This window comes from Paenilisteria portnoyi (genome assembly GCF_014322795.1).
In the GTDB taxonomy this organism is placed as follows: Bacteria; Bacillota; Bacilli; order Lactobacillales; family Listeriaceae; genus Listeria_A; species Listeria_A portnoyi.
This window is the reverse complement of the sequence record NZ_JAASTT010000005.1, coordinates 81958-97974: the sequence shown is the minus strand read 5'-3', so window position 1 is coordinate 97974 and position 16017 is coordinate 81958. Positions and strand designations below refer to the sequence as shown.

Below are 16017 nucleotides of genomic sequence, written 5' to 3'. Positions count from 1 at the left end.
AAAGTAATTATTGGAGGTATCGTATTTTATGAGTGAGAATAAAGTAGCTGCATTACCAACGCGGGAAGAAGTGCCGGTAAGTGCAACATGGGATTTAACGACGATTTTTAAAGATGATGCTGCGTGGGAGAATGATTTTGCGCAGTTGAAGGATAAAGTGAAGGAAGGTAAGGCGTTTCAAGGGAAGCTAGGAGATAGCAGTGATAGTTTGTTGCAAGCGTTGCGTTATCGTGATGAATTGTATGATCGTTTAGGGAATCTGTATGTTTATGCGCATTTAAAACAAGATCAGGATACGACGAACACAACGTATCAGGGATTAAATAGTCGTGCGGGGAGTCTGTTGACGGAAGCTTCGGCGGCAATTTCTTATTTTGAACCGGAGATACTGGCGATGGATGAGGCTAAATTGAAGGGCTTTATCGCGGAGAATAAGGATTTGCAATTGTACGCGCATTTATTGGAAGAAGTGAATTTGAATCGCCCGTATGTGCTTACTGAGAAGGAAGAGGCTTTGCTTGCTCAGGCTGGGGAAGTTCTAGGGAATGCTTCGCGGACGTATAGTATTTTAAATAATGCGGATATGAAGTTTCCAATGATTGAGGATGAGAACGGCAATCAGGTGGAGATTACGCATGGTCGCTATGGCAAGATGATGGAAGGGAAGAATCGCGATGTTCGAAAAGCGGCTTTTAAAGGGATGTATAGCGCTTATGATGGCTTGAAGAACACGTTGGCAACAACATTAACGGGTCAGGTGAAGAAGGGGAATTTCTATGCGAAGGTCCATGGCTATAAGTCTGCGCGTCATGCGGCTTTGTTTGGGAACCATATTCCGGAGGCTGTGTATGATTCGTTGGTAGAGGCTGTGAATGATCAGTTGCCGTTATTACAGCGTTACGTTGGGCTGCGTAAAGAGTTGTTGAATCTGGATGAATTGCGGATGTATGATATGTATACGCCGCTTTCGACGGATGTGCATTTAGCGTTTACGTATGAGGAAGCGAAGGACATTGTTTTGAATGGTTTGGCGCCGCTTGGAGAGGAATATCAGGCTATCTTGAAAGAGGCGTTTGATAATCGCTGGATTGATGTCGTGGAGAATAAAGGAAAGCGTAGTGGAGCGTATTCTTCTGGCGCATATAATACGAATCCGTATATTTTGATGAACTGGCAGGATACGATTGATAACGTGTTTACGTTGGCGCATGAGTTAGGCCATAGTGTGCATAGTTATTATACGCGTAAAAATCAGCCATTTGTTTATGGGGATTACTCGATATTCTTGGCGGAGGTAGCTTCGACGACGAATGAGAATTTATTGACGGATTACATGTTGAAGAAATATGATGATCCGAAAGTGCGTGCGTATTTGCTGAATCATTATTTGGACGGCTTTAAAGGAACGGTATTCCGTCAAACGCAATTTGCTGAGTTTGAGCATTTTATTTATCAAGCTGATCAGAATGGTGAAGCTTTGACGGCTGAGTTCTTGACGGAGAACTATTTTACGATGAATGAGAAATATTATGGTAGCGAGATTGTGTATGATGAGGAGATTGGGCTTGAGTGGTCACGTATTCCGCATTTTTATATGAATTATTATGTGTTCCAATATGCAACAGGGTTTAGTGCAGCATCGGCGCTTAGTGATCGTATTTTGCATGGTGGGGCTGAGGCTGTTGAGAAATATCTGGCATTCTTGAAAGCGGGAAGTTCTGATTTTCCAATTGAAGTGTTGAAAAAAGCTGGTGTAGATATGACGACAGCTAAGCCTGTGACGGATGCGTTGAAGGTATTTGAGCAACGATTGGATGAGTTGGAGAAGTTGGTTAAATAGGGTAGGATTGTGAAAAGTAATTGATTTAGAAAATAAATTTATATTTTTGTTAGTGATAAAATAGGGTTCTTGAATGAGAATCCTATTTTGTTATTTAATTGGTTTTAGGGTGAGGAAAACGCGGGTTTTATGGGGAATTTGTGTAGATATGCGAGTTATTCTTTGTTAATGTCTATTTTTATTTGCGAATGAGGATTATCTGGATGGAGATGAAAAGATATATTATAAAAATAAAGTTTGTGAAATGTTGAATTATTTATTTGGATGTGGTATATTAATGACGTGAAATAAATCACAATACAAATACCCCCTTTATTTGATTGTGTGAATTTCTCCTTTTGATTGCGCTGAAAAAAGCTGTGGCCTTGTGTCGCGGCTTTTTTCGATTTTATACAATACAAAAAAATCCAGAGCCGACTCAGATTTAGAGTGACTCTGGATTTTTTTATCAGCCGATTCCTGAGAGTGTTTGGATGATTAGCTGGATGTTGAGGACACTCAGGACAACGGTTATGATCCATGCTAGAATTGTGACCCATAGGTGGTTTTTGAAATCGCCCATTAGTTTTTTGCTGCTGGTGAAGATGGTGAGTGGAATCATGGAGAATGGTAGGGCGACGCTTAGGAATACTTGGGTGTAGATTAGAAGTTGCTCGACTGCGTTTTCTTGGTCGCCGTAGATTACGATGCAGATGATGACTGGGATGATGGCGAGTACGCGTGTGATAAGTCGACGAATCCAGACGGGTAGTTTCATATGGATGAAGCCTTCCATGACGATTTGGCCGGTTAGTGTGCCTGTGATGGTGGCGTTTTGTCCGGATGCGAGTAGGGCGACAGCGAAGAGAACGCTGAGGACGGGACTCGCGATGGCCCCAACGATAGCATTGTTTTGTAGGGCATCATAGAGTTGTGTGAATTGGCCTAGGTTGCTGGTGTCTTGCCCGAAGAATAGGGCGGCACCGAGTATTAAAAGTAAGCAGTTGACGACGAATGCTGCGGTTAGCTGGATGTTGGAATCGATTGTCGAAAATTTGATGGCTTCTTTTAGTGATTTTTTGTCGTTGCGGTCGTATTTTCTGGCTTGGACAATGGATGAGTGTAGGTATAGGTTATGTGGCATGACGGTCGCGCCGATGATGCCGAGTGCCAGGAATAGTGCGCCTTTGTCTGTGATGACTTGTTTTTGTGGGATGAAGCCGCCGAGCATGTCGGACATGTTTGGGTCGGATAGGATGACTTCATATAGGAAGATTACAAGTACCGTGATGATTAGTGTGACGACGATGGCTTCGATTTTTCGGAAGCCGAATTTGGCTAGTACGAGAAGTAGGAAGACGTCGAGCACGGTGATGATGACGCCAAGTATGAGTGGTATGCCAAATAGCAGGTTTAGGGCTACGGCGCTACCGATGACTTCGGCGATATCTGTTGCCATGATGGCGAGTTCGGCTACGATCCACAGGGCAAAGCCGCCTTTTTTACCGGTTTTTAGACGGGTGGCTTGGGCTAGATCGAGACCTGTAACGATGCCGAGTCTGGCGCACATGCTTTGTAGGAGCATCGCGATAAGGCTGGACATTAGGATGACGCTGAGGAGTAGATAGCCGTATTGGGACCCACCTTGAATGGATGTGATCCAGTTACCGGGATCCATGTAGCCAACTGCGACGAGCGCGCCGGGACCTGAATAGGCGATGAGTTTACGCCAGAATCCGCCGTTTTTAGGGATGCTGACGCTATTATTTATTTCTCCCAAACTTGAACCGTTGGGTGGGGTATGTTGGATTATTTTTTTCTTTTCTTTTTTATCAGTCATGGTCAAAATCCTCTCAATGTTTCCTTCGTGCAACAAATTTAGTTTAATGCAGATAGAGGGATTTTGCAAGCTTTTTGGTCATGAATTTATGAAATATTTTGGGACTTTGTGTATTAGTAGAAGATATATGTTAAAATTTAAGAAAACGGTGGGTGATGGAATGGGCAGAATCTCGAAAAACTTAGAGGATTACCGAAAAATTAGTGAGGCTTCTTATTTGGTGGCGGACCAGAATGTGCATCGCTATCGGATTATTTTGCGTTATTTTTTTGTGGAGCATGAGCGGATGCGGGATTATTTGTATCCGAATGATATCTTATGGCATGTGCGGTCGGTGGAAGGTATGGAGGAGTATAAGGATGCGGAGTTAGAGCAGGATTTAGCGGCATTGGTGAGGTGGGGAAATATTACGCCACGTCAAGAAGTTCGGAATCCGAAGACGATTATGGAGTTTAATAAGAAGTCTTTTCGTTATCAGATTGCGCCTTATACGGTACAGATTGAGCGGATGTTGGCGGGATTGGAGCAGTCTGGTGATGAGTTTCAGGGGTCGCTTGATAAACGTCCATTTGAGAAGTTGTTGCTTGCGTTGCGTGCTTTTTTGAGCCAGGATGATGTGCCGATTTTGGAGAAGTGGCAGGATATGATTGATTTGTTTTCGACGATACGAACGAATACGGCGGATTATTTGGCGTATGTGAGTAGTGCGAATGCGGAAGAGAATATGCAAAAGGATAACTTTTTGGTGTATAAGGATCGGTTTGTGGCTTATTTACGCGATTTTATTGTGGGTTCGCATCAGACGGCATTAAAGATTCAAGCTATTTTGTTGGATTTGGATCGGGATGAATTGGACAGGATGTTTGATGAAATTAGTCAGAAACCAGATTTTGCGCCTCGTTTTGAGGAAATTGTACCTAATGTGGAGGAGAAGAAAGAGGAGTTATTTGAAATATGGGATAGTTTTGTGATGTGGTTCTTGGATCGAGACGGAAATCTGTGTGAGTATAGTATTTTGCAAGCGCGTACGGATGATACGATCAAGAAAATAACGCGGAATATTAAGCGTTTGGGGGAACGGCATCAGCAGCATATTAGTCGGAAGCGGGATTATTTGCACATTGCGAAATGGTTTGCGGAGGAGGCGGATATAGAGCGGGCGCATGAGTTATCGGCGATTGTTTTTGGATTGCCGGAAGTACGTCATTATGTTGTGACTCCGGAAACGGGTTCTGGGGCTTACCGGGAAATTTGGGAGACGGAACCGGATTGGAAACTGCTTAAACCGCGTGTGCAGGGGTATCGTGAGCGAACGAAGCCGACTAGTTTTACGTTGAATACGGAGGAGAAAGAGGCGGCGAAAGAGGCGTATTTACAAGCGTTGAAAAATACAGAGGCGAAGATGCTCGGGTATGTTCGGGATGGTGAAATTGATTTAAGTGTGCTGACTTATGTGGATACGAGTGTGCGTAAGGTTCTGCTAGGCTGGGTTTCGCAAGCGATGTTGGAGGAATCTAAGGTTGTGCTTACGGAGTTTGGAAATCGGGTGAGGGTTCGTGTGGATGAGAGTGAACGGATAAAAATCGAATCGGATGATGGCGTTATGGAGATACCAAAAATCACTTTTACATTTGAGGATGGTGACATCGATGTTAACGAAAGATGATAAGTTAAAGGACGGATTGCAGCTTTTGATGGATAATTATTGGGTGTTACGGAGTGTTTCGCCTAAGGAATATCAGTTTTTGCGTAGTATGGAGAAGGATTTGCGTCAGATTATTTCGGATAAATTTGGATGGCGGGTGTATTTTCATACGGATTTTATTAAGTTGGAGAAAATCCCTGTGGAGCCTGAAGCTTGGATGGGGATGCTGTCGTTTGAGGAGCCGATGGATTATGCGTTGTTTTGCTGTGGTCTCGCGTTTTTTGAGGAGAAGGATATTAAGGAGTATTTTTTGTTGAGTCATATTTGTGAGGAGATATTGGAGAGTTATCCGGGGACGCCGAAAGTGGATTGGTTGAATTATAATCATCGTAAGTCGTTGATTCGGGTTATTAAGAAGATGTTGGATTTGCATTTGATTGAGACGATTGATGGCGATATGAAGCGGTTTTTGTTTGAGGAAGATGCGGAAGTGCTTTATGTGACGACGGTTTATGCGCGTTATTTTATGCGGCCGTATCCTCAAAATATTTATGATTATGCGCATTGGTCGGATTTGATAGAGGATGAGACACTGGACAGTGAGAATGCGCAACGTCATTTGGTGTATAAGAAGTTGTTTATGCAGCCGCAGTTATTGCGCGGGGAAGTGAGTGAGGCGGATTTTTATTACATACGAAACCAGCGTCCGTCGATTGAGCATTTTGCGGAGCGGTATTCGGAGTATCACTTGGAGTTGTATAAGGATGTTGCGATGTTGGTGATGCATGAGAATAAGGCGAAAAGTGTGTCGTTTCCGTCGAACAAGGCGCTGGATGATATTTTGCTACATTTAATGGCTTTGGTGCGGAAGAAGGATTTTTCTGTGGATGCGCATGGGGAGATACATTTGTCGACGGGGCAGTGGGATGGTTTACTGGATGAGTTAATTGCGATATTTCAATTTGGCTGGTCCAAGGAATATCGGGATAAAAAGAAGGATGCTTTGGAAGTAGCGATTGTGCAACATGGCAAGTCGTGGGGATTTTTGGAGCGAGAAGTGACGGGGATTTGTATTTATCCGACTTTTGCGAGGTTTGCTGGGAAATATAGTTTGAATGGGAAGGAAGAGGTGGAGAAATGAGTGAGGCAAAGTGGCATTTAAATCGGGCTGGGATTTTTAATTATTGGTATTATGATGAGACGTACTTTGATTTTTCAGATGGGAAGATGTTGTTGCGGGGGTCTAATGGTTCGGGGAAATCGGTGACGACGGCGAGCCTTTTGCCGATGCTTTTGGATGGGAAAACAAATCCGACGCGACTGGACCCGTTTGGATCAGGGGCGCGGAAGATTGAGGATTATTTGCTTGGGGAAAAAGATATTTCGACGTATGAGGAGCGCACAGGCTATTTGATGTTGGAGTATAAGAGCGCGGGTATGGAGAAGTATATTACGACGGGGATTGGGATTCAGGCGAGGCGTGATAATAAGCCGACGAAATGGTATTTTGTGATTACGGATGGTAGACGGATTGGGACGGATATTGAGCTCTTGAAAAAAGAGGGGGATTCGAAGCGGCCACTTTCGCGTAAACAGTTGGAGAATGTTGTGGCTGGCGGTGGTTTTGTTGTTCAGACGAGGCGGGAGTATGCTGAGCTTGTGAATCGCTTTTTATTTGGGTTTGAAACGATGGATGCTTTTGAGGATATGGTTAATTTGTTGGTGGAATTGCGGAAACCGAAGTTGTCGAAGGATTTTACGCCGACGGTTATTTATAGTTTGCTTGAGGATGCGTTGCCGCCGCTCAAAGATGATACGCTGCATTCTGTGTCGGATTCGCTCGAAAATATTGACGTGGCGCAAGGGCAGTTGTTGCAGGCGAAACAGGAGTTTGATCTTTTGAAGCGGTTGGGTGATGTTTATTCGAAGTATCATCAGGCGGTACTTGCGAAGGTCGCTGATAAGTGGCTGTATGTTGAGGAGAAATTGGCGCAGAAAAAAAGTGATCTCATGGAGACGGAGCGAGAGCAGGAGTCATTGACGAGTCAAAAAGAGGAGATTGAGCGGGATCTTCATGTGATTCGTAATAGATTGGTAATTTTGAACGAGGAAGAAAGTAGTTTGAAGCAGCATAATGTGTTTATGTTGGGGAAGGAGCGCAAAAATCTGGAGGAGTTGGAGAGTCGGCTTACGAGGGAGCGGGCAGACGCGGAAGATCAGCTTGGTCGTAAGAAGCGGGATTTGATGAGTCAGCAGGTGGCTTTGGAAGCGCTTGTGATGCAATTGGAGACGACGCAAAAGGATATTCGGGAATTGCAGGAGGAATTGGAGGATCATGCGCAGGGTAGTGGTTTTAAGGCTCATGAAACGTTGAATGAGGATTACGCGCGGATGCTCGGGGAAATGGATTTTTCTTATTGGTCGAAAGAGGCGCGGGATCATTTGCTTTTATTGACGGATATTCGGGCAAAAATTGTGGAGCAGGATCGGTTGCTGGCGGCGCTTGTGGTGAGTTCTCGGAAAGTTGGGGAATGTGAGAAGGCGCGGGATACGGAGCTGATTCAAGAGAAGGATTGGTTACGGATTTTTGATGTGGAAATGGAGAAGATTGAGATGTCGCTTTTGAGTTGGAAAGAGGGGAGTATTTTTCCGATTTCTGATTTGGAGTGGCAAGAGGTATTGCAAAGATTGCATTTATTGTATGATGAGACACCGAGTTTGTACCTTGCGTTGGAGCCGATTCGGAAGGCTTTGGATCGTTTTAAAGGGGAACTGGAGCTTAAGAAAGTGGATTTGAATTATAAAATGGAGATGCAGCAGGGGTTGCTAGTGGAAACGAGGCGAGAGCTGGAGTCTTGGCAACAGACGGAGATACCGGAGCCAGAACGTGAGCCTGCTTTGAATGAGGAACGGCGAGAGCTTGAAGCGGCTGGGGAACGGGTTTGGTCGTTTTATGAATTGGTTGATTTTCATGAGCATGTGCCGCAAGATGTGAGAAATCGTCTGGAAGGGGCTTTGAATCAGGCGGGAATTATGGATGCGCTTGTTTCTGAGAAGCCACTGCAATTAAAGGCGAACAGGCAAATTATTGCGAATCCGGTTCTATTGTCGCCAACGTTAGAGGATTTTTTGTATCCTGTGGAGATAGGGGATGGGATTAGTTCTGCGCATGTGGCGGCGGTTTTGCAGTCGATTGAGGTGGATTCTGATGTGGCGCAATTGGCAACGGTTATTGCGAGTGATGGTAATTATCGGATTGGAATTTTGGATGGGACTAGTTTGCCGATGTATGAGGCGATGTATGTTGGTCGTGAGAATCGGGAGCGTTATCGGCAGTCGCGAATTGAGAAATTGGAAGCGGCTATTGTTGTGATAGAGCAGGAGAAGCTAGCCTTGCAGAATTCGATTCAGCAGATTGAGGAGCGCGTTGAGGCGGGAAATAGTGCATTACTTCGCTTACCGGTGGATACGAATTTGGTCGTGGCTGATAGGGAAATAAAGGCTACGCGCGCGAGGCTGCAGGAATTTGAAGCTCGGTTAGAGACGTTAAAACAAGAATTAGTCGAGCAAAAAGAAGCGCATTCCATTATTGAATTAGAGTTGAATCAGTGGAAAAAGGAATATGGGCTTAAAGTGACGGAAGCGGATATTTTGGATAGTATGAAATCGGCGAACGATTATATCGGAGCGTTGGGGGATTTGCAGGATAATAGTCGTAATGTGCGTCATACGGAACGAAATATTGTGGATAGTGAGTTGCGGTTAGATGGGATTCGTGAGGAGATTGATGAGAAGGAAATGGTGCTCTCAGATCGGTCGCGGCAGTTGGAGAAGGTGCTTGATTCGCTAGCTTCGATTAGGGCTCAGCTGGAATTGGAAGGGGAGCATGAGATATTAGCGCGTATCGATAGTTGTTTGAAAGAGAAAACGACATTGACGGCGGAGGAAATGAGTTTGCGCAATAAGCATCCGTATATTCTCGCTGATTTAAGGACGGCAGATCAGTCGCTGGCAAAATTGCAAACGGAGAATCATTTTTATGGGCAGATTACGGTTTCTTGGGAGCGACTTTTCAAGCTGGAATATGCGCGGTATGAGGACGGGGAATCGGCTGATTGGTCAGCTTTAGCGCTTTATTATCAGGAGCGATTTAAGGAAGATGGGACAGTCAATACTCGAAAACGGTTGGCTAATTTGACGGTGGAATTGATGCAGGATTTGAGTAAGTATAGCCCGACATTGCAGGAGTCGGTGATGTTGCCAGTGGAAAATTGGATGGAAGAAGCGTTTCCTGATGATTTACAAATGATGATTACGGAATGGCGGGAATACTCGGTTCGGCAATTGCTAGATGTGGCGGATGAGCAAAACCGGAGGGCTTCGATTTTTGCGGTGCTTGAGGAATTGCAGCTGTATATTTCGGAGCAAGAGGGTTATTTGAAAGCGGAGGATCACAAGCTATTTGAGGAAATTTTGCTTCATTCGATTGGAAATGTTTTGCGTCAACTGATTAATCGAGCGGAGAAATGGGCAATTCAGATGAATCAAATTTTGAAGCGGCAGGAGAATTCTTCGGGGCTTAGTTTGTCGATTGAATGGAGGGCAAGAGCCGCGGAGCAAGAGGGCGAGCTGCATACGAAGGATCTTGTGGAGTTGCTGCGTAGAGGTCCTCAGACGCTTAGTGAGGCGGAAGTGGAGCGGATGATTCAACATTTCCGTTCTAAGATTGATTATGCCAAAGTTGTGATGGAGAAGGATGAGGAGATTCAGACGCTTCATGATGTGATGAAATATGTGCTGGACTATCGTAAGTGGTTTGAGTTTAAACTGAGTTATAAGAAGGAAAATGAGCCGAAAAGAGAGTTATCGAATACGAAATTCTATCAGTTTAGTGGTGGTGAAAAAGCGATTTCGATGTATTTGCCATTATTTACGGCGGTGTATTCGAGATATCAGGACGCGGAGAATATGGCGCCGTATATCATTGCTTTGGATGAGGCTTTTGCTGGTATTGATGAGCTGAATATTGCGGAATTATTTAAAGCGACGGAGGAACTTGGATTTGATTATATTCTTAATTCGCAGTCACTTTGGGGTGATTATGCAACAGTGCAGGATTTGAATATTTACCAGCTTATTAGACCGAAAAATGCTAACTTTGTCACGTATTTGGCGTATCATTGGAACGGGAATAAGCGTGTGCAGATTGGAGAAGAAGTGGATGAGTCAGAAGCTGTTCGATGAGGCTGTTCTTTTTTTTAAGGGAAATAAGACGTATGTGAAAATTTGCGAGCTTGCTGGGAAGAAATATCGGACATATGGGAAGGTGACGGGATCTTTTTCGCTAGGGTCATTTGATGAGGCTGGACTGGCTGATATTGCAAATTTTCTCGGGGTTTCGGAATTTAGTTTGGTTGGTAAGAAGAGCATTCCTTTTAAGCGGTGGCTGGAGGTTTATGCGCGTGGGAGGTTTGCTACGGTGCCTTTTGAGGAGGTTGTGGCGAAGGTGACGGGCAAGGCTTTGGTTAGTAATTTGGAAATGCGAGAGCGGATGGAAATGGAACGTGAGGTATTTTCGAGGAAACTGATGGCACTTGATGGATTGCGATTTATGATGGGAAACGAGAAGTTTTTGTATGATGCGGAGCTTACGGATGCGGAGTTAAGTGTTTTGAACGAGGCGATGTTGATGTTGCCGGATGTGCCGATGAGACTTCCTGTTTTTGCGCAGAAAGTGACGGGGAATCCGCATGCGTTTGATTTACATGGGGAATTAGGCGGGCTGTTATACCGAATTTTACTTGTGAAATCGGACGATGTGGCGTATGGGATTTCTGATACGGAGCGGAAAAATCAGGTGTTGCTGGAGAATAATATTATTCGTGATGATATTATGAATTTTGTGACAGTGAATGGTCTGCTTGGGGAGCGAGATGGGAAGGTGCATCCGATGTGGCGTGCGGCGGTGGATGAGGATGTTCCTTGGAATGTGCCAGCAAAGCATTTATTAGAAATTGATGCGGCTTATCCGGCGAATGGGGATTCGGTTTGGTTGATTGAAAACTCGAGTATTTATTCAGCGCTTTTGGATGTATTTCCTGATTTACCTGCGATTTGTACGCATGGTCAGTTCCGATTTGCGACGTGGTTGTTGTTGAAAAGGATGTCGCCTGGGAATGTGATGTTTTATTACGCGGGGGATTTTGATCCGGAGGGTTTGTTGATGGCGGAGACGTTATTGCAGCGATTTGGGGATCAGGCGCAGGTTTTTGCGATGAATGTGGAATTGTATGAGGAATCGAATCCAGCGGGCGTGATTACGGAATCTAGTATGAAGAAATTGGATGGGGTGCGGTCGGATGCCTTGCTTGATTTGAAACGAGCGATTTTGGAAAAAGGGAAGGCTGGGTATCAGGAGAGTATTTTTGATGCGATGGTGGAGGAGATTAGGGGAAATTATGTGTGATGAGGAAGGCTGTATGTAAGCAGTGTTTGGGGACTGCTTGCGTACGGCTTTTTTATGTTTGCTAGAGGTGAATTTTGGACGATACAGAAAGACTATACTGCGGATTAACTTTACAAATCTTGCTTTTACGTTATTGATGGGTTATTTTTTCAGGAGAAAAGCGGTATAATGGGTGTAATGAGAAGATGGGAAGCGAGGTGGCGGATTTGGTGACGGTGGAGCAGTGGCGGGCAATTTGTGAAAATGATGCGAATTATGATGGGCAGTTTTTCTATGCGGTGAGTACGACGCGGATTTTTTGTAGGCCTTCGTGTAAGTCGCGGACGCCGAAGCTTGAGAATGTGCGGGTGTTTTTGTGTGCGGAGGATGCGATGGATGCGGGATTCAGGCCTTGTAAGCGGTGCAAGTCGGGTGGCGTGAGGTTGCCTGACGCGGATTGGGTCGCGCAGATTGAGGCTTATATTGGGGAGCATTATCGGGAGCATTTGACGCTTTCACGGATTGCGGATGGGTGTCATGGCAGTGCGTATCATCTGCATCGGGTTTTTAAGGCGCAGACGGGGATGACGCCGCTTGATTTTGTGCATGTGGTGCGGATTCGGGAGGCGTGTGTGTTGCTGGAAACGACGGAGATGCGGGTGATGGAGATTGGTGCTGCGGTTGGGATGCCGAATGCGGCGCAGTTTGCGACGTTGTTTAAGCGGGCGCAGGGCGTGACGCCGAGCGGGTATCGGAAAACGTGGAAGGAGTTGCATGTGCGATGAAGCAGATTTTTTATGATCGGCTGGATGTGGCTGGGATGGCGCTTTATATTGGGATTAGCGAGCGTGGATTGGCGTTTGTTGGTTCGGATGGGGCGGATATAGTGGAGTTGGAAAAGTGGGGCGAGCGGGTTCGCGCGGATTTGACGGTGGATGAGACGCGGGTGAAGCCATATGCGGAGGGGATTGAGGCGTATTTGACGGGGGCGCGACGGGATTTTGATTTGCCGCTAGACATTGCGGGGACACCTTTTCAGGAGGCGGTTTGGCAGGCGCTAGTCGCGATTCCTTATGGGGAGACGCGGACGTATTCGGAGATTGCAAGTGAGATTGGAAAGCCACAAGCGGTACGGGCAGTTGGGACGGCGATTGGGGCGAATCCAGTTTTGATGGTGGTGCCGTGTCATCGTGTGATTGGGAAAAATGGAAAAATAACGGGGTACCGTGGTGGTATCGCGATGAAGGAACGGTTGTTGGGATTAGAGGCTTAACCTTGCCAAAAACAGTTTTTTAAGCGAACGTTGCCATTTGGTGTGAAGGGGATGCCTTCTGCTTTTAGTAGGTCATATTGGGCGGACCACCCCGGAACGAGTCGGCCTTGGGAGTTGACAACGCGGTGGCTTGGGATGCTGGCGTCGCTCGGTGTTAAGCGCATGGCTTGGCCAACAAGTCGTGAATTTTTCGGGCGTCCGAGCATATACGCGATTTGACCGTATGTTGTGACTTTTCCATGTGGGATTTGGTGGACGAGATTGTAGATGTCTTGCTGAAATCCGGCGTGTTGCATCATGACTTTCCTCCTATTATATGTAGTAAAAGAGAGCAATGATAGAAGCTGCTCTCTTTTTTTGCGTTCTAATTAGCGATTTTGGATGACTTCGGTTTTGTAGCCGTCTGGGTCCATCACGAAGAAATAGGATGGTTTTGTTCCTGGTAGGCCTTTTAAGTCGGTGACGCTGTAGCCGGCTTTTTCGAAGGTTTCGTGTGTTGCGGATAGGTCATCGACGCCAACTGCGAGGTGTCCGTAGCCGTTTCCAAGATCGTAGGCTTCTGCTTGATCGTAGTTGTACGTCAATTCTAATTCGAATCCGCCTTCTTCAAATGCAAGATAAACGAGTGTGAATTTGTGATCTGGGAAGTCTTTGCGACGTGTTTCTTTCAGGCCAAATGCTTCGGTGTAGAAAGCTAGCGATTTGTCTAAGTCCTTGACGCGAATACACGTATGTAGCATTTTGATACTCATGATAAAATTCCTCCTAAATAGCGATTTTCTCTCATTTTCATTGTAATATATCCACGCATTGATTACAAATTTTGTTGTTTGTAGGAGTCGGTGATGACGTTTATAAACGCGCCGAGTAGCAGGATAATCGAGACGAAATAGAGCCAGAGCATGATGACGATCATGATGCTGAGACTGCCGAAGCCGAGAATTTTATCGCCTTGAAAACTGACGTACGCGGAAAGCAGTTCAGTTGCGGCGAGCCAGCCGACTGTGGCGAATAGGGCACCGATGACGCTTTTTCTGATTTTCCATTTGATGTTTGGAACGAGCCAGTAGATGATGAGGAACAGGATGAATAAGAAAATTGGCGTGATGAACCATTTTGCAGCGCCTAAATTAGCGAGGGCATCGAGATTTAAGTCGAATTGGTCTTGCAAGAAGCCTACGATTTGTTCGCCAAATGCGAAAACAAAGACGACAGCGCCGAGTATTACGATCATAACGAGCATCATCACGAATGACATGATGCGGGTAACGATGAAATTTTTGCGGTCAGGGGCTTGGTAGACGATGTTTAGGACTTCTTGTAGGGCGCTGAAACATTTCGAAGCGGACCAAATCGCGGTGATTAAACCGAGTGAGATGGCGGTGCCGCTTGCGTTGGTGAGCATGCTTTCGATCACGGGATGCAGGATATCGTACACTTCTGGTGGCATGAATGTTTGGAGCGTGGAGTAGACTTCTTCTTTTGGGATTGGGAGTAAAGGGATTAGATTGCCGAATACGAGCATCATCGGGAGAATGGAAAGCAATATGTAAAAGGTTAGCTGGGCGGCGTGGGAGGTGATTCGAGCGCTTTTCCAGTTTGTTTTGGCGAGTTCTCCTACTTGTTTTAGTTTGACTGTTGTTTGTTTTTTTAGTGGCATGTGCGTTACATCCTTTCGTGAAATGGGTTCTTATAAATAGGTTTCCCCTTCGTTTGTAAGTTTTAAACGTCATCTAACCTGCTATGATCTTTATTAGAGTTATCGGAAATAAACAAAAATAATCCAGATCTTGCTTTGAGATAGAAAATGAATGGGTAGTTATATTTTGAAAGAATGACAAAAGAAGAGGGCTCCAGTATAATGGGGCTATCTTTGTGAGATGCTCCGCCTTGGTTATTTTTTTCATTTGCGATATACTTTAGGAAATGAGAAGGAAAAGGTGGCGCATAATATGGTGAAAATTAGTGGTTTAGCAACGGGTTTTTTGCAGGAGAATTGTTACGTGATTTCGGATGAAAAGCATAGTTTAATTGTCGATCCGGGCAGTGACGCAGAAAATATCATCGCAAAAGTCGAGGAAACAGGGACGAAGCCGGTCGCGATTTTATTGACGCATTGTCATTATGATCATATTGGGGCGCTGGAGGAGATTCGGGCGCATTACGGGGTGCCGGTTTATGTGAGTCCGCTAGAGCAGGAATGGCTCGGGAATCCGGAGTTGAACGGTTCGGTTGGCATGTCGCAATATAGCAAAGAGGAAATCATTTGCGTGCCTGCGGAGAACGAGTTTGAAATTCGGGATTATAATATAGAAGGTTTCGAGTTCCGTGTTGTACCGACACCAGGGCATTCAATCGGTAGTGTGAGCTTTATTTTCGACGATTTTGTGGTCGTTGGGGACGCACTTTTTAAAGGAAGTATTGGGCGTTCGGACTTGTATACGGGCGATTTTGATACGCTGATTGAAAGCATTACGACTCAGTTGTTGGTGTTGCCTGATGAGACGCGAGTGTATGCGGGGCACGGGGACGCAACGACAATTGGCCATGAAAAAGCGACAAATCCATATTTAACGTGAGGGAGATGGGGAAAAATGAGGATTAATTTAGCGAGTGTATTTGTGGATGATCAGGACAAGGCGTTACGTTTTTACACGGAAATTCTAGGATTTGTGAAAAAAGAGGATGTACCGGTGACGGAGAAGTTTCGCTGGATTACGGTCGTTTCAAAAGAGGAGCCGGATGGTGTGGAGCTGGTTTTAGAGCCGGATGAGAACCCCGCGGTGGGCCCATTTAAAGCGTCGATTTATGCGCAGGGGATTCCGTTTACGTCGTTTGCGGTGGATGATGTTTACGCGGAACATGAGCGGTTGCGCGGGCTTGGTGTCGTGTTTACGAAGGACCCGGCGTCGCACGGACAGGTGACGATTGCGGTTTTTGATGATACGTGTGGGAATTTGATTCAGATTATGCATATGAACGAGGCGGCGTAGCG

At 45.5% G+C, this 16017-nt stretch carries 13 protein-coding genes; 9 read left to right on the top strand and 4 right to left on the bottom strand.

Translation table 11 applies throughout. From position 1 onward, the window contains the following. Positions 1-28 precede the first annotated feature (28 nt). Positions 29-1840, top strand: coding sequence for an oligoendopeptidase F (pepF, locus tag HCJ66_RS05290; RefSeq protein WP_187132193.1), 1812 nt, complete (start codon positions 29-31; stop codon positions 1838-1840). A gap of 448 nt (positions 1841-2288) precedes the next feature. Here the strand turns inward: pepF and HCJ66_RS05285 are convergent, their stop codons facing one another. Beyond that, complete coding sequence (locus HCJ66_RS05285) at positions 2289-3659, bottom strand: Nramp family divalent metal transporter (RefSeq protein ID WP_187132192.1); 1371 nt, start codon at positions 3657-3659, stop codon at positions 2289-2291. Between the two features lie 127 nt (positions 3660-3786). On the opposite strand from HCJ66_RS05285, the gene HCJ66_RS05280 reads away from it, so the two are divergent. The 6 genes from HCJ66_RS05280 (at position 3787) to HCJ66_RS05255 (ending at position 13022) form a co-directional block, all read left to right on the top strand. Further along, positions 3787-5325: a TIGR02677 family protein gene (locus HCJ66_RS05280; RefSeq protein ID WP_187132191.1), complete on the top strand. Its 1539-nt coding sequence runs from the start codon at positions 3787-3789 to the stop codon at positions 5323-5325. Beyond that, a complete protein-coding gene (locus HCJ66_RS05275) occupies positions 5309-6445 on the top strand; it encodes a TIGR02678 family protein (protein ID WP_187132190.1) in 1137 nt (378 codons plus the stop codon). Before HCJ66_RS05280 ends, HCJ66_RS05275 begins: the two co-directional genes overlap by 17 nt. Further along, positions 6442-10548 (top strand): TIGR02680 family protein, encoded by a 4107-nt coding sequence (locus HCJ66_RS05270; protein WP_187132189.1) that lies wholly within the window; start codon positions 6442-6444, stop codon positions 10546-10548. The genes HCJ66_RS05275 and HCJ66_RS05270 overlap by 4 nt, the downstream gene beginning before the upstream one ends. Beyond that, a complete protein-coding gene (locus tag HCJ66_RS05265; RefSeq protein ID WP_187132188.1) occupies positions 10526-11770 on the top strand; it encodes a DUF2399 domain-containing protein in 1245 nt (414 codons plus the stop codon). The genes HCJ66_RS05270 and HCJ66_RS05265 overlap by 23 nt, the downstream gene beginning before the upstream one ends. Positions 11771-11955: 185 nt before the next feature. Continuing rightward, positions 11956-12534 (top strand): bifunctional transcriptional activator/DNA repair enzyme AdaA, encoded by a 579-nt coding sequence (locus HCJ66_RS05260; RefSeq protein WP_187132187.1) that lies wholly within the window; start codon positions 11956-11958, stop codon positions 12532-12534. Beyond that, a complete protein-coding gene (locus HCJ66_RS05255) occupies positions 12531-13022 on the top strand; it encodes a methylated-DNA--[protein]-cysteine S-methyltransferase (protein WP_246438567.1) in 492 nt (163 codons plus the stop codon). Before HCJ66_RS05260 ends, HCJ66_RS05255 begins: the two co-directional genes overlap by 4 nt. On the opposite strand, the gene HCJ66_RS05250 is transcribed toward HCJ66_RS05255, so the two are convergent. From HCJ66_RS05250 to HCJ66_RS05240, 3 genes are all read right to left on the bottom strand, one after another. Further along, positions 13019-13318: an MGMT family protein gene (locus tag HCJ66_RS05250; protein ID WP_187132230.1), complete on the bottom strand. Its 300-nt coding sequence runs from the start codon at positions 13316-13318 to the stop codon at positions 13019-13021. The two genes, HCJ66_RS05255 and HCJ66_RS05250, sit on opposite strands and share 4 nt — an antisense overlap. Before the next feature lie 72 nt (positions 13319-13390). Further along, a complete protein-coding gene (gene gloA, locus HCJ66_RS05245) occupies positions 13391-13774 on the bottom strand; it encodes a lactoylglutathione lyase (RefSeq protein WP_222717413.1) in 384 nt (127 codons plus the stop codon). A gap of 62 nt (positions 13775-13836) precedes the next feature. Further along, positions 13837-14682 (bottom strand): YihY/virulence factor BrkB family protein, encoded by an 846-nt coding sequence (locus tag HCJ66_RS05240; protein ID WP_187132186.1) that lies wholly within the window; start codon positions 14680-14682, stop codon positions 13837-13839. A gap of 292 nt (positions 14683-14974) precedes the next feature. On the opposite strand from HCJ66_RS05240, the gene HCJ66_RS05235 reads away from it, so the two are divergent. Next, positions 14975-15601, top strand: a complete 627-nt coding sequence (locus HCJ66_RS05235) for an MBL fold metallo-hydrolase (RefSeq protein WP_187132185.1) — start codon at positions 14975-14977, stop codon at positions 15599-15601. Between the two features lie 15 nt (positions 15602-15616). Continuing rightward, complete coding sequence (locus tag HCJ66_RS05230; RefSeq protein WP_181676027.1) at positions 15617-16015, top strand: VOC family protein; 399 nt, start codon at positions 15617-15619, stop codon at positions 16013-16015. The last annotated feature ends 2 nt before the right edge of the window (positions 16016-16017 follow it).